The following is a 21,065-nucleotide window of genomic DNA, read 5'->3' on the forward strand; positions in this document are numbered from 1 at the left end:
CCACTTCTTGTGGGGGGCCAGCAACTCGTCCATCGCCCGTATCAGTTGCTGCGGGCCAGCGGCATGGTCATGCAGCGCGGTCCGCCTCGCCCTCGGGAGAGTTCGTTGCCCTCCAGCTTGATGGCCAGGCGCTGGGCCGGGTCGAAGTCGCTCTCCTCATGGTAGGTGAGAAAGCTCTCAGCGCTCACCACGCGATAGCCGTTGCGGGCCATGGCTTCGAAGGTGCGATGATTGCGTTCGTAGCCAATCACCACGCCGGGTGCCAGCGAGAAGAAATTCGCCCCGTCGGTCCATTGCTCGCGCTGCTGATTGAGCGGGTCGCCTCCACCGCAGGAGACAAAGCGCATGGATCTGTCCAGCACCTGTTCCAGGGCCGCCTTGAGGTCCTCATGCAGGCGGCACTCCAGGCGTCCGTCCTTTTTGCCGGCCCGAAACTGTGCCACGTTGTTCAGTCCGCGGGCTTCGATAATCGGGGGATAGACCACACAGAGATCCGGCTCTGCAAACGTAAACACCGTGTCCAGATGCATGCAGGATCGCTGATGAGGCAGGGTCACGACAATCACGTCCTCGATGGCCGTCTCCTCGAAAAGCGACCTCGCCAGAGACATGGCGCCGCCGAAGGACGTGCGTTCGGACACTCCGACGATGACACATTTTTCCGAGGCGACGAGCAGGTCACCCCCTTCGAACGTGACTCCTCGGGGCAGGCGGATTACGTGGTCGCGGTGTGCCTCGAAACGGGGGTGGTGGCTCACGACCGCATTCATGATGACGCTTTCTCGTGCGCGTGCCGCCGTTGCTGGATGCGACAGGACCATGTGCTTGCCCACAACCGCAGCCAGGTCACGGGTGAAGAGCAGATTCGGTAGCGGCTGGGCGTACACGGGCAGCGGCGAGACTCCGGTGAGCGCGAAGTTCGTCAACTCCTCTGCAGGCAGGTCCGCCAATTCCTGCGAAAACGCCTGCAGGTTGCGTTCGGGCATGACGGAGCAAAGCTGTTCCACGAAGCCGCGACGCGCGTCCTCGGACTCGAACACCTGCCTGAGCAGATCTACGATCTCGATGACACCATGCGCGGAGCCGATCACCTTTTCGAACACCGCACGCATCACGAGGTGCTCTTCCCGGGCATGGCCTACAAACAGAATGTCCTCAAACAGCAGCTCATCCAGGCGGTCGGGAGCAACCAGCTCCATTTCCGCCGCCGGAGTGTGCACGATGACTTCCTTCAGATGCCCCGTTTCGGAGCGCACATTGAGGGCGGATTTCGCCATGGGCAGCGCTTTGACGTACGACAGATCCGCAAAGTAGGGGCACCGGGCGGGTGGCCCAAGGAATCGCTGTTGAATACGGTGGCGGGGCGGCCAGACCGGCGAGCCCCCTAGTGTCGGTGTCGGCTAGTGCCGTTGCTGGCGAACGGCCGAAATCAGTCTCAGCACAATGGCGACTACCAGAAGTATCACCAGACCCTTGATGGCGTAGGGCAGCAGAAACACCGCCACTTTGAGCACGGCGCCCAAGACAACGATCGCCACCATGGCCACAATGGCCATCACGAGCCAGCGAAGGATCTGCTGAATGTCGAGCATGAGGGCTGGTAGCTCCTTTAGAGGTCGAACACTACGTATTCAAGGGTTGATAGCGCGGTTCCGTCTTCGCCGAATCCGCCTATAACCAGTATTCGGGAAGCATCGACAATTGTTGCACCATGTAAATGCCGATTTCGAATGGTTGCGAACTCGAAATCGAGGAAGCGCGACGTCGCGTCGTCAAACAGGTCCAGGGTACCCGAAAGAGTAGACTCCGCGTCTACAATGCCTCCGAGACGCAATACGCGACCTGGCGTGATCTGCACAGCCTCATGTTCGGTTCTCAGGGTGTTCGGCGGCTCAATGTCCTCGAAGGCAAGGCCGAGTGGGGATCGGGGGTCGAGCACAAAGTGATGCGTCTCCACCCCGTTGCCCAGGAAGAGCGCACCGGAGATGAGCTCTCGAGTCGCCGTTCCGGGCGGCTGTCGAGCCAGTGGTGTGGACGAATGGCCCGAAAGCGCCTCGATAAAGGGTCCAATGGCCGGGCTGAGAGCCTGCAAATGGTCGTCTATCAGTAGGAATGACCGGATGTCGCGTCTCACGCCCAGCTCCGGAGCCGGATTGTAGCGTATATCGCCCGTTCCGCCGATCACGCTGACAACGATGCCGTCCTGAGAAGCAGCTACCAGTGCGGTGTGGTAGGCACGGCGGATTGGTGGGCCCGTCGTACCCAGTCGTATGATGGAGCCGTCCTGGGGGTCGTAGAGCTCCGCAGTCTCCACGAGATCGGAAACGTCGTCAAGCACCGTGTTGGATGCTCCGCCAAGGAACAGGATGCGTCCGTCCGGGAGCACCGAGGCCGTATGGCCGATGCGCGCGTGATGAAAGCGCACTCCGGAGTGACGTACCAGCGTGCTCCCAAACGGCAGCTCAAAAATGTCTGCTGAAACGTCTCCAGTTGTGCTCCCGGCGCCACCGGCCAGCAGGAGATCGCCATTCAGAAGGGGCGTCACGGTGTGGCCGCCTCGTGGATCGGACCAGGCGCTGGCGGCAGTTTCTACCCGGGTCGGCAGCACAAGCAGTTCGAGCGTATCGGTACTGGCAGTCTCTTCCGAGTCGAAGGTCTCGATGACCAGGCGATTGGCGCCGTTCTGGAGAATCACAGGAAGTCGCCACGATCCGTCTGACTGGCGCTCGAAAGGTCTTCCCCCGAGTTCGACACGATCTACCGCTCGGAAACTCTCCGCGCGAACAACCAGGTTTTGGTTGACCGTCTGGAGGACCAGATCAGGGTTCGGCTCGACAATCTCGATCTCGGGGACAGAGACTTCGACGAAGGGACGCTCGCAACCCGTGAAGAGCATTCCCCCTAGCACGCATAACCCCACCAGCCACCAGGCGGCCGGGCGAGATCGCCTCAGGAAACTGTTGCCCATATCGAACAGCCGGGAAGGGGAGTGGAAGGGATTGCCTTTAGGGTGAGTCGGGATGGCCCACAGCGGAAGACCATGCCGAAAGTACCGAGAAAGGCCTTCCGTTGACGGAAAAGATGACCGAATTGCACAGCGACTGCGGCCGGGCCGAGTGGCAGTTCGTTCCCGTACGCACGGAGCACCTGAGCGGGTTCGGCAACGAGCGTCGGCGCGAATCGCCTCGAGCCGTCCTCGCAGTCAGTCGGCATTCCCGGCGTCGGCGGAAGTCGCTTCCGATGTCGGGGCCAGCAGTTCCGGCGGATAGTGCACCGTTTCCAGGCTCAGGCCGTACGCCGGTGCCGCCGGTCCGGCCACACGCCGATCCCTGGCCGCAAGAACTCGCGGAACGTCGTCCACGGGCCGCTTGCCGGCACCGATTTCCAGCAGGGTGCCGACCAACGCTCGCACCATTCCGTGGAGAAAACGGTCGGCCGAGACCACGAAATCAAAAGCCCCAGGCTCGGCAGCTGATTCCCACCCTGCGCGGCTCACCGCACAAACACGGTTGGTGGTTTCGGAGCTCGTCCTGCAGAAACTGGAATAATCATCTCTTGTGATCAGGTCCGCCGCGGCCTGGTTCATCCGTGCGATGTCCGGTGCAGGACGCACGAACACGCGGGAGGTCCGGGAAAGCGCAATCGGAAGGGTTGAGATGCGATAGCGGTAGCTCCGGAGCACGGCCGAGTAGCGCGCATGGAAATCAGGATGTGCTCCGGCAATGTCCCTCACCGCGATCGACCGCGGGAGCAGTCCATTGAGGTTGCCCATCAACCGGTCCGGGTCTACTGGGCCTGTGGTCTCGAAATGGGCCACCTGACCGGTAGCATGCACACCGGCGTCCGTCCTGCCGGAACCGGTTACAGGCACCCGCGTCCGCAGCGCTGTTGCAAGTGCGGCTTCAAGGGCCTCCTGAATTGTGGGCACGCCCGCCTGGACCTGCCAGCCGTGCCATCCAGAACCGTCGTACTCTATCGTGAGGCGATAGACCATGCATTGCCAGCATTGATGACCAGAGGCGGACATACGCGCATATTCCTGACCGGTTTTATGGGCTGTGGCAAGTCAACACTTGGCCCGCGCGTGGCCACGTCGGCCGGATACTCCTTTCTCGACCTGGACCAGTACATCGTGGCGGAGCACGGCGCCGAGGTGGCCGATCTGTTTCGGGAGCATGGCGAGGCATGGTTTCGCGAGCAGGAGCACGACGCGCTTAGATACGCGTGCACACTCGAACGCCACGTCATCGCCCTTGGTGGCGGAGCATTCGTCCCGCAACGGAACCGGGTGCTGATCGCCGGCTGCGGCGTCAGCGTATACCTGGATGTGCCCATCGGCATTCTTGCCGCAAGGTTGGCGGAGGCGCGTGTTCGAAGACCAATTCTGGAAGACGGCCAGGGCAACCGACTCAGGGGCGACGAACTGGTCACCCGCATCAGCGCACTCATTGAAGCACGGCTGCCGTCTTACCAGCAGGCCGACTTCGTCTTTCCGATTCCTACGCACGAGACGAAGGCGCGCATGAGTGAGGCGTTGCACGCGTTTCTGGTCGAACAGGGCGCCCTGTGACCTATCAACGAGAGCACGCCCTCTCGGTACTGCGCACCTACTGGGGCCACACCGGATTTCGCGCCGGCCAGGAAGCGGTGATTCGGGATGCGGTTGAAGGCCGGGACCTGCTGGCCGTATTGCCGACCGGGGGCGGAAAATCGCTGTGCTACCAGCTGCCTGCGTTGATGGGGGAAGGGACGACCCTGGTGATCTCTCCGTTGATTGCACTCATGCAGGATCAAGTCGAGGCGTTGAGATCCCGCGGCGTCCGGGCCGTCGCCATTCATGGAGGAATGTCGTTCCCGGAGCGGGAGCACGCATGGAACGAGGCGGAGCATGCTCCCATTTCCATTCTCATGTTATCTCCTGAGGCCATATCCGGAGACCTGTTTCAGGCGCGTGCGCCCAGGCTCGGAATCACGCGCGTCGCGGTCGATGAGGCGCACTGCATCTCCGAGTGGGGTCACGATTTCCGTCCTCACTATCTGCGTATCCCGGAATCACTGACCTGTATAGGTTCGCCGCCCCTGGCAGCGTACACCGCGACGGCCCCGCCACGCGTACGGGATGAGATCATTGCTGCACTCTCGCTGAACGACTGCAGATCGCACGTGCTGCCCATCGACCGGCCGAACATCCATTGGGTCGTGCAGCGCACGGTCGACCTTTGGGGCGCCTGTCGCGATCGGTTGCAGACACACAAAGGAGCGACGGTGCTGTACGCCGGAACGCGCCGCAATGCGGAAGACTGGGCGCGTCGCCTGACGACAAACGGGATCCGGGCCGCAGCCTACCATGCGGGCATGTCTCCGGCTGAGCGCCAGAGCGTGCAGAACGCGTTTATGGCCAACGAGCTGCGGGTAGTCGCGGCGACTTCGGCCTTCGGCATGGGTATCGACAAACCGGATGTTCGCCTGGTGCTGCACACCATGCTGCCCACTTCCCTGGAGGCCTACTATCAGGAGGCGGGCCGGGCGGGGCGCGACGGCGACGACGCGCATGCGGTGATGATTGCCTCGCCCGCCGAAGACGATCGCCTGCGCCTCTGGGCCCGCAGTCAGTATCCGCCCGATGCGGTGATCCGGGATGTTTACAGGGTGGCCCTCGACCTCGCTGCTGTGGGGACTGGGGAACGGCCCGAGGGCCATGTAACCGCAGACAGCGAAAGGCTGTCCGAAATACTGCGCATTCCGCGCGCTCAGGTCGATGCCGCTGTCGCCCTGCTGGAGGGCACGGGGCATTGGACGATCACATCAAGCCGCGGCAAAACTGCCGACATTTCCGGACTCGCCAGTCCCTCGGATCTGGCGGAAGCCGCACGTGCATACGACCCCGGACATCCGGCGCACCGGTTGATTACCGCCCTCATGCGCGCTCCTCGTGAGAGGGCGGAACTTCCGGTGCGTGAACTGGCCCGTCTGGCAGACCTCTCGGAGGAACGCACGTTCGAGGGGTTGCGCTTTCTGCACAAGCGTGGCCTGACCGGACGGGATTCCGGAGCGCAGGCCTTCAGACTGCAGCTTCTCAAGCCTCGCAGTGCAAAACCGGATTTCCAGGCGCAGCGGCTCAAACGTCTGCGCAAGAGGGCCGAAAGGCGGGCACAGGACGTGATCGCGTACGCGTCCGTGGCGAGCTGTCGGCGCCGCGTGCTCCGGGAGTACTTCGGAGAAAGAGCCCCAGGGTACTGCGGTTCGTGCGACAACTGCGTCTCCGGCTGACCCCGGTCGCGGCCGGCGCTGGTCGGTGCCGGCCGCGTCGCCCCCGACCCCGGTCGCGGCCGAAGCGGCTCCCCGCAGGCGCCACCAGCGCCGAGCCCACGGGCGAGCCCTAGGGAGTCCGCTCCGCGTTCAGCCGGTCCAGCACCGAGTTGTACAGCGCGGTCAGCTCCTCAGGTCGCTCAACAAAACCGTCCATGGCGTTGCTGAACACGTCCTCGTCCAGTCCGTGATGCACAAGCACCGAATCCCGCAGGCCCACCGGCTCTCCCGGAAGTCGGGCGCGGGCATCGGCGAGGTGCAGGTCGGCAAGGACCTCAATCAGCAGGGAGTCCGAAACCACGATCTCGCGGGATGACTGCTCGGCACACCCGCCAAGCAGGAACGCCGCGAGGAGCAGAGCCCCGGTCAACCTGCGTGCATTTCCGCTCACGGGACAGGGGCCTCTGCCGCAGGGGCGGGCAGCGGTTCCAACTCGGAGGCCGGCGCGTTGAGATCGTTCTCCGTCCTGAACGTGTAGGCAATCACCTCCATCTGCCGGAGGAATTCGCGCTTGGAGAAGCCGGGCGCAAAGACCATCCCGTCCATCACATAGGTGCGTCCGCTGACCTCGTCGTAGAAGGCATACAGCACAAAGGGACCACCCATGCCATACTGCACGATGCGACCGGAGTCATCCGGGCCGACCATGTGCCACAGGCCGCGCACTTCATAGCCGAATCGGCCCAGGAAGTCGATGTTCTGGCTTTCCAGCGGGCGGCGGTCGTCCACCGTCACATAGCCACCCAGATTGCCCTGCACATAGGCCTGCGTGAGTCGGTCCCGCACGGCCAACGCCCACTCCGGGTTCAGGTCCGCCGGGCTCAAATCATCCGTGTACCAGACAAAGAAACTGCGCCAGGAGTCAGAACTGACAATGCGCCGCATCCAGACGAAGTTCGTCGTGTCCATGGCCACCACGTAGTCGTGCTGGGCATTCACGGCGAAAGCGTGGTCGTTCATCAAGCGCTCCTCGACCTCGAACTGCCGTCCTTTCTCGAACATCGAGCGCTGCATGCGCAGCCGCGTCATGGTATTGAACGCGTGCAGCATGCCGTCCGAGTTCGCGCGCACGGCCCCGGCAATCGTCTCCACGTCCGGTCCAATCACGTAGTAGACCTGCTGTCCCTGCGCCCACTCGTCGGTGCGGCCGACAACGGCCACTGTGCCCTCCTCCACGGCCTCCAGCGCATCGCTCGCCAGCGTGCTGCGCATATACCGCGATTCCAGCGACAACGTGTCGGAAATCGGAGCAGCGAAGATCACATTCTTCTGCTTCTTTACGAGGTCGATCGAGCGCTGCGACACCAGTCCCAGCCGCCGCAGTTCGAACATGCGCTCCGGGGCCGGAAGCGTGCCGATGTAGGGAGCCAACTCGGTGCGCAGGGCATCGCCCAGCTCGCCGTTCCAGCTGGCCGAGTCCGTGACGACCACAATCTCACCTTCCTTGCCCACGGCACGCGGGCGAATGTCTAGCGCCTCGCAACCCAGGCCGAAGGCGACCACCATCAGAAGAACGAGCGTGCGAATCATAGTCATTCGATTTCAGATACCGCGCTCAATACGCGGCGGTGACGGCCTCGGTTGCCCGGGCCTGATTCAGACCTGGCCGTGCTTCAGTCCGCGGACGAACCGGGCGATGCGGCCCTGCCGCTCCCCGGCGTCCAGCGACTCATCGCCGTAGACCTCTTCCACAAGCCGGATCACGGCAGAACCCACGATGAATCCGTCCGTGTGGGCGGAGAGCTCCATGGCCGCCTCATGGGAGGAGATGCCGAAGCCTACAAGCAGCGGATTCCGGGTCACGAGCTCACGGGATCGTTTCAGGTATGCGTTGACGGCCTCGCGCTGTCCGTGGCCCGTGCCGGTCAGCCCGGTAATGGACACGGCGTACACGAATCCGCCGGACAGGCTGTCCACCTGCCTGACCCGGTCCTCCGGCGTATTGGGCGCGATGAGGTGCACGATGTCCATGCCGACGCGATCGGCATGCTCCGACACCAGCGCCCGTTCGGAAGGAGGGAGGTCAGGCAAGATCAGCCCGTCTACTCCACAAGAGGCCGCAGTGTCGAAAAAGTTGCTCAGTCCAAAGCGCAGCACCGGGTTCAGATACCCCATAAGGAGCAACGGCGTATCGCTTTCGGCCCTGAATGCGCGCGCCGCCTCAAGGGTGGACTTCATCGATGCGCCCGCAGCCAGCGCCATTTCGCTCGACCGCTGAATGGGCAATCCCTCCGCCAGCGGATCGCTGAACGGCATGCCCAACTCAATGAAGTCCGCATCGCCCGCGTCGATGGCCCGCAGGACCTCGACCGTGACCTCCGGCCGCGGGAAGCCACTGGTCACAAAGATGCCCATGGCCCTCTTGCCGGCCGCGTTGGTGCGGCGGATGCGCTCGGTAATGCGTGAGGCCATCAGAGGTATTTCGCGATCGTGCCCATGTCCTTGTCGCCTCGCCCGCTGCAGTTCAGTACCACGATCTCATCGGCAGTCATTTGCCTTGCGAGCTCCGGCAGGAATGCGATGGCGTGTGCAGTCTCCAGCGCCGGGATGATGCCTTCTGTGCGGGAAAGCAGGCGCACGCCCTCAAGGGCCTGCTCGTCGGTGGCCGACACATATGTCACGCGCCCTGAATCCTTCAGGTAGGCATGCTCCGGCCCTACGCCCGGATAATCGAGACCCGCCGACACCGAATGGGCCAGTTCCACCTGCCCGTCCGCATCCTGCAGCAGATAACTCAGTGCTCCGTGCAGCACGCCCGGCGCGCCTTTGGTCAACGTGGCGGCGTGCCGTCCGTCCAGGCCTTCCCCGGCTGCCTCCACGCCATAGATCCGTACCGACGCATCGTCCAGGAACGGGTGGAAGAGCCCCATCGCATTGGAGCCGCCGCCGACACACGCCACGAGGGCATCCGGAAGGCGACCCTCGGCCTGCTCCAGCTGCTCCCGCGTCTCGATCCCGATTACCCGGTGGAAATCCCGAACCAGCATCGGGTACGGATGCGGGCCCACGACCGAACCGATGATGTAGAACGTGTCGTGCGGGTTCGTGACCCAGTCCCGGATCGCCTCGTTCGTGGCGTCCTTCAGGGTCTGGCTACCGCTGGTGGCGGGTCGAACCTCAGCCCCCAGCAGCCGCATGCGCAGAACGTTCAGGTTCTGACGTTCGATGTCCTCCGCGCCCATGTACACCACGCACTGCATGCCGAACTTGGCGCAGACCGTGGCGGTCGCCACTCCGTGCTGCCCCGCGCCGGTCTCCGCAATGATGCGCGTCTTGCCCATCCGCCGCGCAAGAAGGATCTGGCCGATGGTATTGTTGATCTTGTGCGCACCCGTGTGGCACAGATCCTCGCGCTTCAGGTAGATCTTCGGACCACCAAGCGCGTCGGTCAGCCGGTCCGCGAAGGACAGCGGGGTGGGCCGGCCGACGTAGTCGTGCAGCAGACCGTCCAACTCTTGCTGGAACGCATCGTCCTGTCGCGCGGCATCGTAGGCCTCGACGAGCTCCTCGACCACAGGGACCAGGATCTCGGGCACGAACACGCCGCCGTAGTCGCCGAATCGGCCGGTTGAAGTAGGTACGGTTTCCATCATGCTTCGGTGGCGTTGGCAGCCCGGACGGCTGCCGTGAACGCGTCGATCAGCTCAAAGTCCTTGCGGCCCGGCGCCTCCTCGACGCCGCTGGACGTATCGACCGCAAACGGGAGGCAGGTCCGGATGGCCTCTCCCACGTTGGTGGGCGTCAACCCGCCCGCCACGAACACCGGCAGCGGCAGATCCGGCACGATACTCCAGTCAAACGCCTGCCCGGATCCCCCGGACAATCCGCCGCGAGCTGTGTCCAGCAGCAGATACTGCGCGGCGCCTTCGTAGCGCTCGGCCACAGCCATGAGTTCTTCGGGCGATGAGGCCGCGGCCGGCCCCGACCCGCCGATGTGTACAGCCTTGATCACGGGTTGCTCGACGAGGGCACAGGTCTCGGGCGCTTCGTTGCCGTGAAGCTGCACCAGATCAAACCCCGCCGTCTCTGTAGCCTCAGCGAGTTCGTCGGAGGGCACGTCCACAAACACGCCGACCGTTTCCGATCCGTACAGCCATTCCTTGATGTCCCGCGCCAACTCCGCAGACACAAACCGCGGACTGCCCGGGTGCAGAATGAACCCGAGGTAGTCGGCTCCGGCGCCCGCCGCGTAGCGTGCGTCCGCCAGGTTGGTGATGCCGCAGATCTTGATGCGGGTCATCCTGCTCGTTCGGTCAACAGTTGGTGGGTTTGTTCGCGCAGATCCTTCAGCGCCTGACCGGGGTGCTCGGCCCGCATGAACGTCTCGCCGATCAGCACGGCATCGATCCCGGCTTCAGCCACGACCGCCAGGTCGTCGGCCGTACGAAGGCCGCTCTCGGCCACCCGCACGGTGCCGTCCGGCACGTGGGCAAGCACACGTGGCGCGTGCATGCGGTCCACTTCAAAAGTCCGCAGGTCGCGGTTGTTCACGCCGATTATCTCACAGAGGTCGAAGTCCACGCGATCCAGCTCGGACTCCTCATACAACTCGACCAGGCAGTCCAGCTCCAGCTCCCGTGCGGCCTGCATCAGGTCGGTCAGGTGGTGCCGGTCCAGCACGGTGGCGATCAGCAGCACGGCGTCGGCCCCGAACGCGCGCGCCTCAAACAGCTGGTAGTCCTCGACAATGAAGTCCTTCCTGAGCAGTGGCAGCTCGCATCGGTAGCGCGCCTCGGCGAGGTCATCGAGCGAGCCCAGGAATCGCAGATTCTCGGTCAGCACGGACATCGCGCTGGCTCCTGCCTCCTGATACATCTCCGCAATTGCCCCCGGCTCGAACGCCTCGCGAATGACGCCCTGGGAGGGTGACGCCTTCTTGGCCTCCGCAATGACGGAGAGCCCATCGCCCCGGAGAGCCTCAGCCAGAGAGCGCCGCTCAGCACGGAAGCGCGACTCCAGCTCGGCCATGCCGACCTGCTTCCTGCGCGATGCGGCCTCTGCCCGCGCACCGGCCACGAGTTCATCCAGGATCGTCGCCATTACGCCGACGGCCGCAGGGACTGGGAGGCGTCCACCATGGCCTGCAGCGAACGCGCTGCGCCGCCCCCGTCAATGCTCTCGCGCGCCAGCTCAAGGCCCTCCTGCGGGTCGTCGCATTTTCCGGCCGTGATCAGTGCAAAGGCGGCGTTCAGCAGCACCACGTCCCGGTGCGGCCCCTCGTCTCCCCGCAGGATGGCCCGGATGATGTCGGCGTTCACGGACGCGTCTCCACCCCGGATATCGGCCAGGGAAGCAGACGGCAGTCCCAGATCTTCCGGACGTACCAGCGCCCACGCCGGCAGTCCGAACGAGCGCACGGTGGTGGTTGCAGCGATCGAGAACTCGTCCAGGCCGTCCTCGGAATGCACCGTCAGGACCCGGCGGCCGCCAAGGCGCTCCAGGATCTGGCCCATCGCGTCGGCCACGTCCGGTGCAAACGCGCCGAAGAGGCCGGACTGCACCCCGGCGGGGTTGCAGAGCGGGCCGAGAATGTTGAAGAAGGTGCGGGCCGCCAGCGCGCGCCGCACCGGCATCACAAACCGCAGTGCAGGGTGGAAGAGGGGCGCGAACATGAAGCCCAGCCCGGCCTGGTTGATGCAGGCACTCGCCTGCTCCGCCGGCAGCTCAACAAAAACGCCGAGTTCACGCAGCACATCGGCGCTGCCACACTTGGACGACACCGACCGGTTGCCGTGCTTGGCCACGGTGGCGCCGGCTCCGGCACACACAAACATGGTGGCCGTCGAAATATTGAACGTGCCGCTGCCGTCGCCGCCTGTGCCGACCACGTCGATGGCATCAGGATCGTTCACCGCTACCGGCACCGCGTATTCGCGCATCACCTTGGTGAAGCCGGTGAGTTCGTCCAACGACTCGCCACGGCCGCGCAGGCCCATCAGCAGGCCGGCCGTTTGTTCGGGCGATGCCTCGCCTTTCAGCAACAGGTGCATGACCGCGCAAGCCTCATCGAACGTGAGCCGCTCGCCGGCTGCGATGCGCTTCAGATAGTCGGTCATGCTTCCTGGGTCTTCCGGCTGCGCACGCGCTTCAGCCAGTTCTCGATGAGTTGCCCCCCGGCGGTCGTCACGAAACTCTCCGGGTGAAACTGGATGCCTTCCACCGGATGATCGCGATGCCGTAGGCCCATGATTACGCCGTCTGCGGTCCAGGCCGTCACTTCGAGGCACTCGGGCACCGACTCCCGGGAGACGACCAGTGAGTGATACCGGGTGGCTGTGAAGTCCTGTTGCACACCCTCAAACACACCCCGATCGTCATGCGTGACCGGGCTGGTCTTGCCGTGCATGAGGCTCGGCGCATGCACCACAGAGCCGCCATACACCTGGCCGATGGCCTGATGTCCCAGGCAGACGCCGAGAATGGGGATCTCGGAGCCCATCGCCCGGATGACGTCCGTAGTGACGCCGGCGTCTTCGGGTCTGCCGGGTCCGGGGCTGATCAGGATGCCGTCCGGTGCCAACTCACGGATCTGGTCAATGTCGATGCGGTCATTGCGCACCACGTGCACCTCTTCGCCCGCCCCGGCCACCATGTGCACCAGGTTGTACGTAAAGGAGTCGTAGTTGTCGATGACCAGAATCATGTCGTCGTAATCAGTCCGGCGGCGGCGCGCACGCGCTCCATGAACCCGGCGGCTTTCTCGCGTCCACGGCGGCCGCCTTCCCGCAGCACGTCCATTACGTAATCCGGCCGCGAGGCCAGGTCGCGGCGGCGGTCGCGAGCCTCTGCGAAATAGGCGTTGATCATGCCGAGCAGTTCCTTCTTGGCGTGCCCGAATCCGTAGCCGCCTGCGCGGTACGCCTGGGCGATGCGCTCCCTGTCCTCGTCCGAGGCAAACAGCTTGATCAGCGCGAACACGTTGCAGGTATCCGGATCCTTGGGGTCCTCGAGCGGCGTCGAGTCAGTGACGATGCTCATCACCTTCTTCTTGAGGGCCTTGCCCTCGTCAAAGATTCCGATGGTATTGCCGTAGCTCTTGGACATCTTGCGGCCGTCGATGCCCGGCACCACCGCGACGTCTTCCAGGATGTAAGGCTCCGGGACCGGCAGCACCGGGTCGTCCGGGCTGAAGGTCAGGTTGAACTTCTGCGCCAGATTGCGGGTGATCTCGATGTTCTGTTTCTGGTCCTGACCAACCGGCACGAGCGTGCCGCCGTAGATCAGAATGTCCGCGGCCTGCAGCACTGGATAGTTGAAGAGGCCCGCATTCGCGGTCAGACCCTGAGCGACCTTGTCCTTGTAGGAGACGGCCTTTTCCAGCTGGGAAACCGGCGTCAACGTGGAGAACACCCAGGCCAGTTCGTTGACGGCGGGCACGTCCGACTGCATGAAGAGGGCGGCCTCTACCGGGTCAAAGCCGAGCGCCAGATAGTCCAGCGCCACATCGATCGAGAACTGACGCAGGGCCTCGGCGTCGTGCACCGTGGTCATCGCGTGGTAGTTCACGATGAAGTAGTAGGCCTCGTGCTGCCTATGCAGTTCGATGTGCTGCCGCAGCGCACCGAAGTAATTGCCAATGTGGAGCGTGCCCGACGGCTGAATGCCGGAAACAATGACGGGGGGGAAGTCGGGGGTCTCAGCCAAGGCTTATCGGCCGCCCAGCGAGCGGATCATTTTCAGGCGCGCGTCGCCGTTGGCCCGCACCACGGACAGCACGGCGCGGGTGCGCATCTGGTGTTCGACGTCTGCTTCCTCTTCGACCGCTGCGCAGAAGGCGCGCTCGCGATCGGCCAGCTCATCCAGCAGACCGTCGGAAAGCTTGAGTTCGCCCGGCTCGATGTCGGTGCCGGAATAGGCCACGCCGCCACTGGAGAACACAGTCTCGGCCAGCTTGCCGATGTCGGCCCGCATGGTGCGCAGGTGCTGCTCTATGGTGCCGGCCGCATCGCCACCAAGACGCTCCGCCGCGTTCAGGTAGAAGTGCATCAGGCCGGTCATATCCTGAATCAGCGGATTGATCCGGTCGATGGTCTCGGCACGGTCGATGGTCTTGCCGGCCCAGCCTTTGTTCAGAAGCAGATCCTTGATACCCATGGGAGCGGTGGTCTAGAGTAGTTCGCCGGCGGCCATATGGATGGCCTGCTTGAGCGCGCGGGCTTTGTTCAGGGTTTCCTCGTACTCGGATGCGGGGTCGCTGTCGGCGACGATACCCGCTCCGGCCTGCACGAATATCGCATCGTCCCTGACAAGCATGGTGCGAATCGTGATACACGTATCCAGATTACCCGAAAAGTCAAGATGCCCGACGGCGCCGGCGTACGGTCCCCGGCGCGTCGGTTCGAGGTCGTCTATGATCTCCATCGCCCGCACTTTGGGCGCGCCGCTGACGGTGCCTGCGGGGAAGCAGGCCTCGAGCGCCTCCACGGCACCCTTGCGTTCCGAAAGCGCGCCGCTGACGGCGGAGACGATGTGCATCACGTGGCTGTACCGCTCGATATACGCGTACCGGTCCACATGCACGCTGCCGAACTCGCAGACTCGTCCCAGGTCATTGCGGCCCAGGTCCACCAGCATGAGGTGCTCGGCCCGCTCCTTGGGATCTGCCAGCAGGTCGGTTTCAAAGCTCTGGTCGGCGTCCGGCGTTTCCCCGCGCGGTCGGGTACCGGCGATGGGCATGACCTCGGCCGTACCGTTCTCGACACGCACGAGCACCTCCGGACTGGATCCGATCAGCGCAAAGTCCTGGAAGTCGAGGTAGAAGAGGTACGGGCTGGGATTGACCTGCCTGAGCGCCCGGTAGAGGTTGAATCGGTCCCCCCGGTAGGGCAGACGGAAGCGCTGGCTGAGCACGACCTGAAAGATGTCGCCTTCGAAGATGTGCTTCTTGGCCACCCGGACGGCGTCCTCGAACTGCTCCCGCTCAAAATTGGAAGTCATGTCCCCGGCCAGCATGACCGCATCGCCCCTCCTGCGCGGGATTCGCACCAGCAGTTCGGCCAGGCGGTCGATGCGCTCTGAGGCGGCCGCATGCGCTTCAGCAAGGTCACTGTCCGGATCCACGAAGATGCCCGAGACCAGCACCAGTTGGTGCTTGACGTGGTCAAAGGCAGCAATGGTGTCGTAGAAACACCAGATGGCATCCGGCACGTTCAGGTCGTCCGGAGGCGGGTCGGGCAGGTGCTCGATCAGGCGTACCGTGTCGTAGGCCGCATAGCCGACGGCGCCCATCGTCAGTCTCGGTAGACCCGGAAGACGAACTTCCCGGTATTGCTTCATCTCCTGGCGCAAGGCCTGGAAGACGGTCTGCTGCCGGGTTTCGCGAACACCCGTGGCCGTTTCCAGCACCTCGACCGTGTTGTCGCGCCCGACGATCACCCGGTAGGGGTCGCGCCCCAGGAACGAGTAGCGGGCCAGGTTCTCGCCCCCCTCGACGCTCTCGAGCAGAAACGCATGATCTGCCCCGTCCCGCAGCGCCAGGAAGGCCGAGACCGGGGTCAGCAGATCAGCGCTCACGCGGCGATGCAGCGGAACCACGATGTGCTCATGCCCGGCCGCACGTTCGGCGTCGACGAGAGATCCTAGTTGTTCAAGAGTCAGCATGGGGGCAAAAACGAAAAAAGGTCCGAACCCGAAGGCGCGGACCTGCAATCACGACGAACCGATAACAATCAGGCGTCGGGCCGGCCCGCAGGGTCGGTCCACCACCAGCTGGTCATGTGGGTTGCAGAGCGAATCATGCGCCTAAACTAGCGCTCCCGGCTGAATACGGCAACGGGGCTGCGGGGGGTGTCGGGCAACGGGGTCGCGGTGAGTTCCGAGTCTGCCGGCGAGCGAGAGCTAGGCTTTGTCGGGTACCTCGCCGAAACGCGGCGCATCCGGGGGCCACATGTCCATGGAACCGTGCGCGAATTCGATGCCCCCGCGCTCACGAAAGGCGTCCAGGATCGAGATGGTCAGCGCGTGTTCGGTGCCACGCCGCTTTCGCACCTCCGTGAGATAGCGCAGGGTGAGCAGGATCCCATCGCGCGTGATGCGCACGTATACGAACGGCGTCAGGATGCCATAGTGCACCAGAAACTCGCGGGACATCTCGCGGATTTCGGCACCCGCCTGCTGCTCCACGATGGTTGCGCTCTCCTGGGCCAGGGAGAGCATGATTTCGCGGGCGGCGCGCCAGTCGCTGCGGTGCGTGACCGTCAGGCTGATTTCGTGCCAGATGAAGCTGAAACCCCGATTGTAGTTGTGAACGGCATGCTGCCAGACCCAGGCGTTGGGCACATGGGTGATGCGCCCCGAGCTCTGGTCGGCGTCAACCCACCCGCGGATTTCCATCAGCGTGGTACGAAACAGGCGGATGTCGATCACGTCCCCCACCGTGCCACCGATCTCGATCCGGTCTCCCACCCTGTAGTCGTTCATGGTGACCAGGCGCAGCCAGCCGACGACTGAAAGCAGGGTTTCGCGCAGGGAAATGGCCAGGCCCGCCCCGATCACCGTCAGAATGGTGACGAGGCCGCTCGAATCGGGAGACAGTATGACCAGGGCTGCCGCGACACCCACCACAGCGGCGATCTGACGGACCACCCTGGACGCTTTGTAGGCCTTGGTGGGATCCTGGACTGCGCCTGTCAGGATGCGGATGATGACCCGCGTCAGCAGCAGGAGGACCACCACCACACCCAGCAGCATCAGCAGCCGGGCTACGAGTTCGTTCTGGAGGGCGGCGGTGAAGTCCATGCCCAAAGGTCGCGCCAGGGTCGTCGGTCGGCAAGCCCGGACTCCCGGCGGCGGTGTGCGCTTCCGCCCGGTATCTGGCCCGGATCAATAGGCACCGGCCCCGGTAGGACCGCGCGAACGCTTGATGGGCTGCGCAACCGGTCGATACCACGGACCATGCAACGGGCAACTCTTGAAAAGACCATCTATGGTGTCTCCTTGATAGGAGTCCTGGTGGTCGTGCACCTCTGGCTGATGGTGGACCGCGGTTTTGACCGCGGCTGCTTTGGATTCTCGGCCCCCACAGCCGTAGTGGAATGTGAGGCGGTCATTCAGTCTGATGCCGGCTCTCTGTTCGGCATCTCGAACGCCGTCTGGGGGCTGCTCTTCTACCTGGGCGTCGCCGGTTTGTCGGCGCTGGTGGCGTTTTCGACTGGTTTCGGCGCTACTGCCCGGCGGTTGCGGCACGCGCTGATTGGAATTGGATTCGCGTATTCGGCCTACCTCGTGTACGTGCAAGCGACGCAGATCGGCCAGTGGTGCAAGCTCTGCCTGATTTCCGCCGGGATCGTGACTGTGCTCACTCTGCTCACATCCTGGCAACTCTTCTCAAAACAACCTGACGCATGAAGGCGCGCAACTTCTACATCGGTCTGGCCGCTCTCACGTTTGTGATTGTCGTCGCAGACATTGCCTACTTCAGCCAGTTGGCCGTCGCCGAGCCCGCAGAGGAAGCGGTCTCACAAGCACCGGCTCCTGCCGCGCCTGAGTCGCCTGCCATGGCACCCGACGCCCCGTCGGCCCCGGAAGCAGCCCCAGCAGTCGTCTCCAGTCAGTGCAGCTATGACGAGGCCATTCCGCCGGTAGCGCAATATCAGAACCTCGTCACCTTCGCCGATCCCTTCCAGGGCAACGCGGGCTCCGGCATCCAGGTGGTGGAGTACTTCGACCCCAATTGCCCGCATTGCCGCACGATGCACCCGATCATGAAGCGGGTCATCGAGACCCACAGCGACAAGGCGCAGTTCTTCATGGTGCCCTTCATTGTCTTCTCGCATTCGCTGCCCCAGATCGAGGCGCTGTATGTCGCTGCACAGGACGGCAAGTATCTGGAGATGGTCGATGCGCAGTTCGAAGCGCAGAAGCCTGGTGGGCTTTCTGTCGATGAACTGGCCCAGTTGGCCGCCGGCATGGGCATTGACGCCGAAGTCTTTGCCCGCAGGGTAAATCGTGGCCTCAACCGGGATGCCATCGCGGCCCGCCGGGAGCAGGCTCGTTCCATCGGTCTGGCCGGTGTGCCGACCGTGCTGATCAACGGCCGCGTCGTGGCCAGTGCCTCCAAGTCAGTGGAGTGCCTTCAGGAACTGATCGACGCAGCGGCGGCTGAGGCCGAGGGCTAGGGCGGCAGGAGATTACGGCACAAGGGCGGCCCTGCTAGAGCCCTCGCCTGCGGCGCTTCGGTCGCCGCCGTAAAGGTTTCCACAATTGCCGGTCTCGGCTGAACAGCGCTTCCGGCGGGGCGTAATTTCCTTATCCCCGCCTCTGTTCAGCCCCGAGCCCATGGAAGTAGAAGCCGTTCGCACCTCCTCCGACGTGGAGGACCTGTCCATCAATGCCTTGCGCTTTCTGGCGGTCGACGCCGTGCAGAAGGCCAACAGCGGCCACCCCGGCATGCCTATGGGCACGGCGGCCATGGCGTACACGCTCTGGAGCCGCCACCTGAAGCATGATCCCCAGGATCCCGATTGGTGGGACCGCGACCGCTTTGTGCTGTCGGCAGGGCACGGCTCGATGCTCCTCTATGGGCTGCTCCACCTGTTCGGGTACGATCTGCCCATGGACGAGCTGAAGCAGTTCCGTCAGTGGGGAAGCCGCACGCCCGGCCACCCTGAGAACTTCGTGACGCGTGGCGTCGAGACCACCACCGGTCCCCTGGGTCAGGGTTTCGCAAACGGCGTCGGCATGGCCATCGCCGAGCGCTATCTGGCGGCCCACTTCAATCGGCCCGGCCACATGGTGGTCGACCATCACACGTATGGGATCGTCTCTGACGGGGACCTCATGGAGGGCATCAGTCACGAGGCCGCCTCGCTGGCGGGGCACCTGGGCCTGGGCAAGCTCATCTATCTCTACGACGACAACCGCATCACGATCGATGGCGGGACCGACCTCTCCTTCACGGAGGATGTCGGCGCACGGTTCGAGTCCTACGGATGGCACGTGGCCTATGTGGAAGACGGCAACGACGTCGAGGCACTGGACGAGGCCCTGGCGCAGGCGCGCGCCGAATCCGGTCGCCCCTCACTGCTCGTCGTGCGCACGCACATCGGCTACGGAAGTCCGAACAAGCAGGACACGGCCGCCAGTCATGGCTCTCCCTTGGGGCCCGATGAGGTCCGAGCCACCAAAGAGCGTCTGGGATGGCCCGTCGATGCCGAGTTTCATGTGCCGGACGAGGTCTACGAACATCTGCGGCAGGCGACCGACAACGGTCGCTCGACGCACCAGCGGTGGCGGGAGCGGCTCGAGGACTATCGGCGGGATCATCCGGAACTGGCCGGGCAATTTCGTGCCTGGATGTCCGGTGAGCTGTCTCCGAACTGGGAGGACCTGATTCCCGCATTTACGCCCGGTGACGACATGGCCTCGCGCAAAGCCAGTGGAAAGGTGCTGGCAGCCATCGGTCCGTCGCTGGACAATCTGATCGGGGGGTCTGCCGACCTTTCCGGATCCAACCTGACCTTTGTGCCCGGTCGCGGTGACCACCAGGCCGAGAGCCCCGAGGGCGGCTACTTCCACTTTGGCGTGCGCGAGCACGGCATGGGTGGCATCTGCAACGGCATGGCGCTGCACGGCGGCATCGTGCCCTACTGCGCCACCTTCCTGGTGTTCAGCGATTACATGCGTCCTTCGGTGCGGCTTGCCGCACTTATGGGATTGCAGGTGATCTACGTCTTCACTCACGACTCCATCGGACTTGGCGAGGACGGCCCGACGCACCAGCCCATCGAACATATGCTGGCCCTGCGGGCGATTCCGGGGCTGGATGTGTACCGGCCGGCCGACGCGGCGGAGACCGCTGAGGCCTGGAGGGCAGCGCTCCGGCGCACCGACGGTCCGAGCGCCCTGGCGCTGTCCCGGCAGGGCCTGCCTCAACTGGAAGGCACCGCCGGCGCGGCCGCGCACGGTGTGGCCCGTGGGGGCTACGTGGTTCGCGACTGCGAGGGCACGCCCGATGTCATCCTTATGGGCACCGGCTCCGAGCTGCAGCTTGCCGTGGGTGCGGCGGATGCGCTGGTCGCCGACGGTGTGGCTGTGCGTGTGGTCAGCATGGTGTGCACGGACGTGTTTGACCGTCAGGATGCCGAGTACAGGAACGCCGTGTTGCCTCCGTCGGTCAGCGCGCGCGTTGCCGTGGAAGCCGGCGTCAGCCTGGGCTGGGAACGCTATGTCGGCCTGGCCGGCACCACCGTCGCCATGGATGACTACGGCGCCTCTGCTCCGGCCAAGGTTCTGTTTGAAAAGTTCGGCTTCACGGTCGATGCGGTGGTTGCCGCCGCCCGACGGGTGATGGCCTGATGGGCGTCCGGCCGGTCATCGTACTGGCCGGGTTGCTACTCCTCGCGACCCCGGACCCGGCATCGGCCCAGCGGCAGGTGGCGGGCGAGTGGGCCTGGAGGCACGTGCACGAAGCCGATAGCGTGCGTGTGCGCTACATCCTGTATTCTGAGGCGGACAACTACAACAACGGCGTCGTGCTCAGGCTGGACAACTTCGGCACGGCGGACGTGACCTACCGGTTCGTGGCGATTTTCCGGAGCGGCGAGGACCGCGCCGAGACGCTCGTCGAGGGTTCGCTGGAGGCGGGGGCGTCGATCACCGGCGATTCCGACGGGCTCTTCTTTATCCCGTTTGAAGATGGGAGGGAGGTGACCCAGATCGGGATGCGGGGATTTCGCGTGACGCGCCGGTGAACGACGGGGCGCCGAGGCGAGCGGGGTTGGGCGAGGGGTTTGCCGAGGGGTTGGGCGAGGCACCGG

22 protein-coding genes are annotated in these 21,065 nt (G+C 64.3%); 6 read left to right on the plus strand and 16 right to left on the minus strand.

The window, feature by feature from the left end; all coding sequences use genetic code 11:
• Positions 1 to 41: 41 nt before the first annotated feature.
• From JJ896_08350 to truA, 4 genes are all read right to left on the minus strand, one after another.
• Positions 42 to 1,277 (minus strand): hypothetical protein, encoded by a 1,236-nt coding sequence (locus JJ896_08350; protein ID MBO6779653.1) that lies wholly within the window; start codon positions 1,275 to 1,277, stop codon positions 42 to 44.
• Between the two features lie 123 nt (positions 1,278 to 1,400).
• Positions 1,401 to 1,592: a hypothetical protein gene (locus JJ896_08355; protein ID MBO6779654.1), complete on the minus strand. Its 192-nt coding sequence runs from the start codon at positions 1,590 to 1,592 to the stop codon at positions 1,401 to 1,403.
• 17 nt (positions 1,593 to 1,609) lie between these two features.
• Positions 1,610 to 2,896: a hypothetical protein gene (locus JJ896_08360; protein ID MBO6779655.1), complete on the minus strand. Its 1,287-nt coding sequence runs from the start codon at positions 2,894 to 2,896 to the stop codon at positions 1,610 to 1,612.
• Between the two features lie 306 nt (positions 2,897 to 3,202).
• On the minus strand, positions 3,203 to 3,994 hold the full coding sequence (gene truA, locus JJ896_08365; protein ID MBO6779656.1) for a tRNA pseudouridine(38-40) synthase TruA: 792 nt from the start codon (positions 3,992 to 3,994) through the stop codon (positions 3,203 to 3,205).
• Between the two features lie 90 nt (positions 3,995 to 4,084).
• On the opposite strand from truA, the gene JJ896_08370 reads away from it, so the two are divergent.
• Together JJ896_08370 and JJ896_08375 are read left to right on the plus strand one after the other, a co-directional pair.
• Entirely contained in the window at positions 4,085 to 4,570 is a 486-nt protein-coding gene (locus JJ896_08370) for a hypothetical protein (protein ID MBO6779657.1), read from the plus strand.
• On the plus strand, positions 4,567 to 6,270 hold the full coding sequence (locus JJ896_08375; protein MBO6779658.1) for a RecQ family ATP-dependent DNA helicase: 1,704 nt from the start codon (positions 4,567 to 4,569) through the stop codon (positions 6,268 to 6,270). The genes JJ896_08370 and JJ896_08375 overlap by 4 nt, the downstream gene beginning before the upstream one ends.
• Before the next feature lie 109 nt (positions 6,271 to 6,379).
• Here JJ896_08375 and JJ896_08380 read toward each other — a convergent pair whose 3' ends face one another.
• From JJ896_08380 to JJ896_08435, 12 genes are all read right to left on the minus strand, one after another.
• Positions 6,380 to 6,700: a DUF4296 domain-containing protein gene (locus JJ896_08380; protein ID MBO6779659.1), complete on the minus strand. Its 321-nt coding sequence runs from the start codon at positions 6,698 to 6,700 to the stop codon at positions 6,380 to 6,382.
• Complete coding sequence (locus JJ896_08385) at positions 6,697 to 7,839, minus strand: DUF4837 family protein (GenBank protein MBO6779660.1); 1,143 nt, start codon at positions 7,837 to 7,839, stop codon at positions 6,697 to 6,699. The genes JJ896_08380 and JJ896_08385 overlap by 4 nt, the downstream gene beginning before the upstream one ends.
• A gap of 66 nt (positions 7,840 to 7,905) precedes the next feature.
• Positions 7,906 to 8,721, minus strand: coding sequence for a tryptophan synthase subunit alpha (locus tag JJ896_08390; protein MBO6779661.1), 816 nt, complete (start codon positions 8,719 to 8,721; stop codon positions 7,906 to 7,908).
• Positions 8,721 to 9,902 carry a tryptophan synthase subunit beta gene (gene trpB, locus JJ896_08395; GenBank protein MBO6779662.1) on the minus strand — a complete coding sequence of 394 codons (1,182 nt, stop codon included), beginning with the start codon at positions 9,900 to 9,902 and terminating at the stop codon, positions 8,721 to 8,723. The genes JJ896_08390 and trpB overlap by 1 nt, the downstream gene beginning before the upstream one ends.
• Positions 9,899 to 10,549, minus strand: coding sequence for a phosphoribosylanthranilate isomerase (locus JJ896_08400; GenBank protein ID MBO6779663.1), 651 nt, complete (start codon positions 10,547 to 10,549; stop codon positions 9,899 to 9,901). The genes trpB and JJ896_08400 overlap by 4 nt, the downstream gene beginning before the upstream one ends.
• Positions 10,546 to 11,349, minus strand: a complete 804-nt coding sequence (gene trpC / locus JJ896_08405; protein ID MBO6779664.1) for an indole-3-glycerol phosphate synthase TrpC — start codon at positions 11,347 to 11,349, stop codon at positions 10,546 to 10,548. The genes JJ896_08400 and trpC overlap by 4 nt, the downstream gene beginning before the upstream one ends.
• Complete coding sequence (gene trpD, locus JJ896_08410; GenBank protein ID MBO6779665.1) at positions 11,349 to 12,365, minus strand: anthranilate phosphoribosyltransferase; 1,017 nt, start codon at positions 12,363 to 12,365, stop codon at positions 11,349 to 11,351. Before trpD ends, trpC begins: the two co-directional genes overlap by 1 nt.
• A complete protein-coding gene (locus JJ896_08415) occupies positions 12,362 to 12,952 on the minus strand; it encodes an aminodeoxychorismate/anthranilate synthase component II (protein MBO6779666.1) in 591 nt (196 codons plus the stop codon). Before JJ896_08415 ends, trpD begins: the two co-directional genes overlap by 4 nt.
• A complete protein-coding gene (gene trpS / locus JJ896_08420) occupies positions 12,949 to 13,953 on the minus strand; it encodes a tryptophan--tRNA ligase (GenBank protein MBO6779667.1) in 1,005 nt (334 codons plus the stop codon). The genes JJ896_08415 and trpS overlap by 4 nt, the downstream gene beginning before the upstream one ends.
• A 3-nt stretch (positions 13,954 to 13,956) precedes the next feature.
• On the minus strand, positions 13,957 to 14,403 hold the full coding sequence (locus tag JJ896_08425) for a hypothetical protein (GenBank protein MBO6779668.1): 447 nt from the start codon (positions 14,401 to 14,403) through the stop codon (positions 13,957 to 13,959).
• Positions 14,404 to 14,415: 12 nt separating this feature from the next.
• The gene (gene trpE, locus JJ896_08430; protein MBO6779669.1) at positions 14,416 to 15,909 is read right to left on the minus strand and encodes an anthranilate synthase component I; all 1,494 of its coding nucleotides are present in this window, start codon (positions 15,907 to 15,909) and stop codon (positions 14,416 to 14,418) included.
• A 237-nt stretch (positions 15,910 to 16,146) separates the two neighbouring features.
• Complete coding sequence (locus tag JJ896_08435; GenBank protein ID MBO6779670.1) at positions 16,147 to 17,046, minus strand: mechanosensitive ion channel; 900 nt, start codon at positions 17,044 to 17,046, stop codon at positions 16,147 to 16,149.
• Between the two features lie 156 nt (positions 17,047 to 17,202).
• On the opposite strand from JJ896_08435, the gene JJ896_08440 reads away from it, so the two are divergent.
• The 4 genes from JJ896_08440 to JJ896_08455 all read left to right on the plus strand — a co-directional run bounded on the left by JJ896_08440 (position 17,203) and on the right by JJ896_08455 (position 20,999).
• Positions 17,203 to 17,655, plus strand: coding sequence for a vitamin K epoxide reductase family protein (locus JJ896_08440; GenBank protein ID MBO6779671.1), 453 nt, complete (start codon positions 17,203 to 17,205; stop codon positions 17,653 to 17,655).
• Entirely contained in the window at positions 17,652 to 18,425 is a 774-nt protein-coding gene (locus JJ896_08445; protein MBO6779672.1) for a thioredoxin domain-containing protein, read from the plus strand. Before JJ896_08440 ends, JJ896_08445 begins: the two co-directional genes overlap by 4 nt.
• Positions 18,426 to 18,585: 160 nt before the next feature.
• Positions 18,586 to 20,604 carry a transketolase gene (gene tkt / locus JJ896_08450; GenBank protein ID MBO6779673.1) on the plus strand — a complete coding sequence of 673 codons (2,019 nt, stop codon included), beginning with the start codon at positions 18,586 to 18,588 and terminating at the stop codon, positions 20,602 to 20,604.
• A complete protein-coding gene (locus tag JJ896_08455) occupies positions 20,604 to 20,999 on the plus strand; it encodes a hypothetical protein (GenBank protein MBO6779674.1) in 396 nt (131 codons plus the stop codon). The genes tkt and JJ896_08455 overlap by 1 nt, the downstream gene beginning before the upstream one ends.
• Positions 21,000 to 21,065 lie beyond the last annotated feature (66 nt).

Source organism: Rhodothermales bacterium (assembly GCA_017643395.1).
Lineage (GTDB): Bacteria > Bacteroidota > Rhodothermia > Rhodothermales > UBA10348 > JABDJZ01.

Excerpts from the sequence above, each read along its gene's own strand:
- JJ896_08385 (MBO6779660.1), bottom strand. The coding sequence starts at position 7,839 with ATGATTCGCACGCTCGTTCTTCTGATGGTGGTCGCCTTCGGCCTGGGT.
- JJ896_08425 (MBO6779668.1), bottom strand. The coding sequence starts at position 14,403 with ATGGGTATCAAGGATCTGCTTCTGAACAAAGGCTGGGCCGGCAAGACC.
- JJ896_08350 (MBO6779653.1), bottom strand. The coding sequence starts at position 1,277 with ATGGCGAAATCCGCCCTCAATGTGCGCTCCGAAACGGGGCATCTGAAG.
- JJ896_08455 (MBO6779674.1), top strand. The coding sequence starts at position 20,604 with ATGGGCGTCCGGCCGGTCATCGTACTGGCCGGGTTGCTACTCCTCGCG.
- JJ896_08360 (MBO6779655.1), bottom strand. The coding sequence starts at position 2,896 with ATGCTCTTCACGGGTTGCGAGCGTCCCTTCGTCGAAGTCTCTGTCCCC.
- JJ896_08445 (MBO6779672.1), top strand. The coding sequence starts at position 17,652 with ATGAAGGCGCGCAACTTCTACATCGGTCTGGCCGCTCTCACGTTTGTG.
- tkt (MBO6779673.1), top strand. The coding sequence starts at position 18,586 with ATGGAAGTAGAAGCCGTTCGCACCTCCTCCGACGTGGAGGACCTGTCC.
- JJ896_08355 (MBO6779654.1), bottom strand. The coding sequence starts at position 1,592 with ATGCTCGACATTCAGCAGATCCTTCGCTGGCTCGTGATGGCCATTGTG.
- trpD (MBO6779665.1), bottom strand. The coding sequence starts at position 12,365 with ATGACCGACTATCTGAAGCGCATCGCAGCCGGCGAGCGGCTCACGTTC.
- JJ896_08415 (MBO6779666.1), bottom strand. The coding sequence starts at position 12,952 with ATGATTCTGGTCATCGACAACTACGACTCCTTTACGTACAACCTGGTG.
- JJ896_08400 (MBO6779663.1), bottom strand. The coding sequence starts at position 10,549 with ATGACCCGCATCAAGATCTGCGGCATCACCAACCTGGCGGACGCACGC.
- JJ896_08435 (MBO6779670.1), bottom strand. The coding sequence starts at position 17,046 with ATGGACTTCACCGCCGCCCTCCAGAACGAACTCGTAGCCCGGCTGCTG.
- truA (MBO6779656.1), bottom strand. The coding sequence starts at position 3,994 with ATGGTCTATCGCCTCACGATAGAGTACGACGGTTCTGGATGGCACGGC.
- JJ896_08440 (MBO6779671.1), top strand. The coding sequence starts at position 17,203 with ATGCAACGGGCAACTCTTGAAAAGACCATCTATGGTGTCTCCTTGATA.
- trpB (MBO6779662.1), bottom strand. The coding sequence starts at position 9,902 with ATGATGGAAACCGTACCTACTTCAACCGGCCGATTCGGCGACTACGGC.
- JJ896_08390 (MBO6779661.1), bottom strand. The coding sequence starts at position 8,721 with ATGGCCTCACGCATTACCGAGCGCATCCGCCGCACCAACGCGGCCGGC.
- trpE (MBO6779669.1), bottom strand. The coding sequence starts at position 15,909 with ATGCTGACTCTTGAACAACTAGGATCTCTCGTCGACGCCGAACGTGCG.
- trpC (MBO6779664.1), bottom strand. The coding sequence starts at position 11,349 with ATGGCGACGATCCTGGATGAACTCGTGGCCGGTGCGCGGGCAGAGGCC.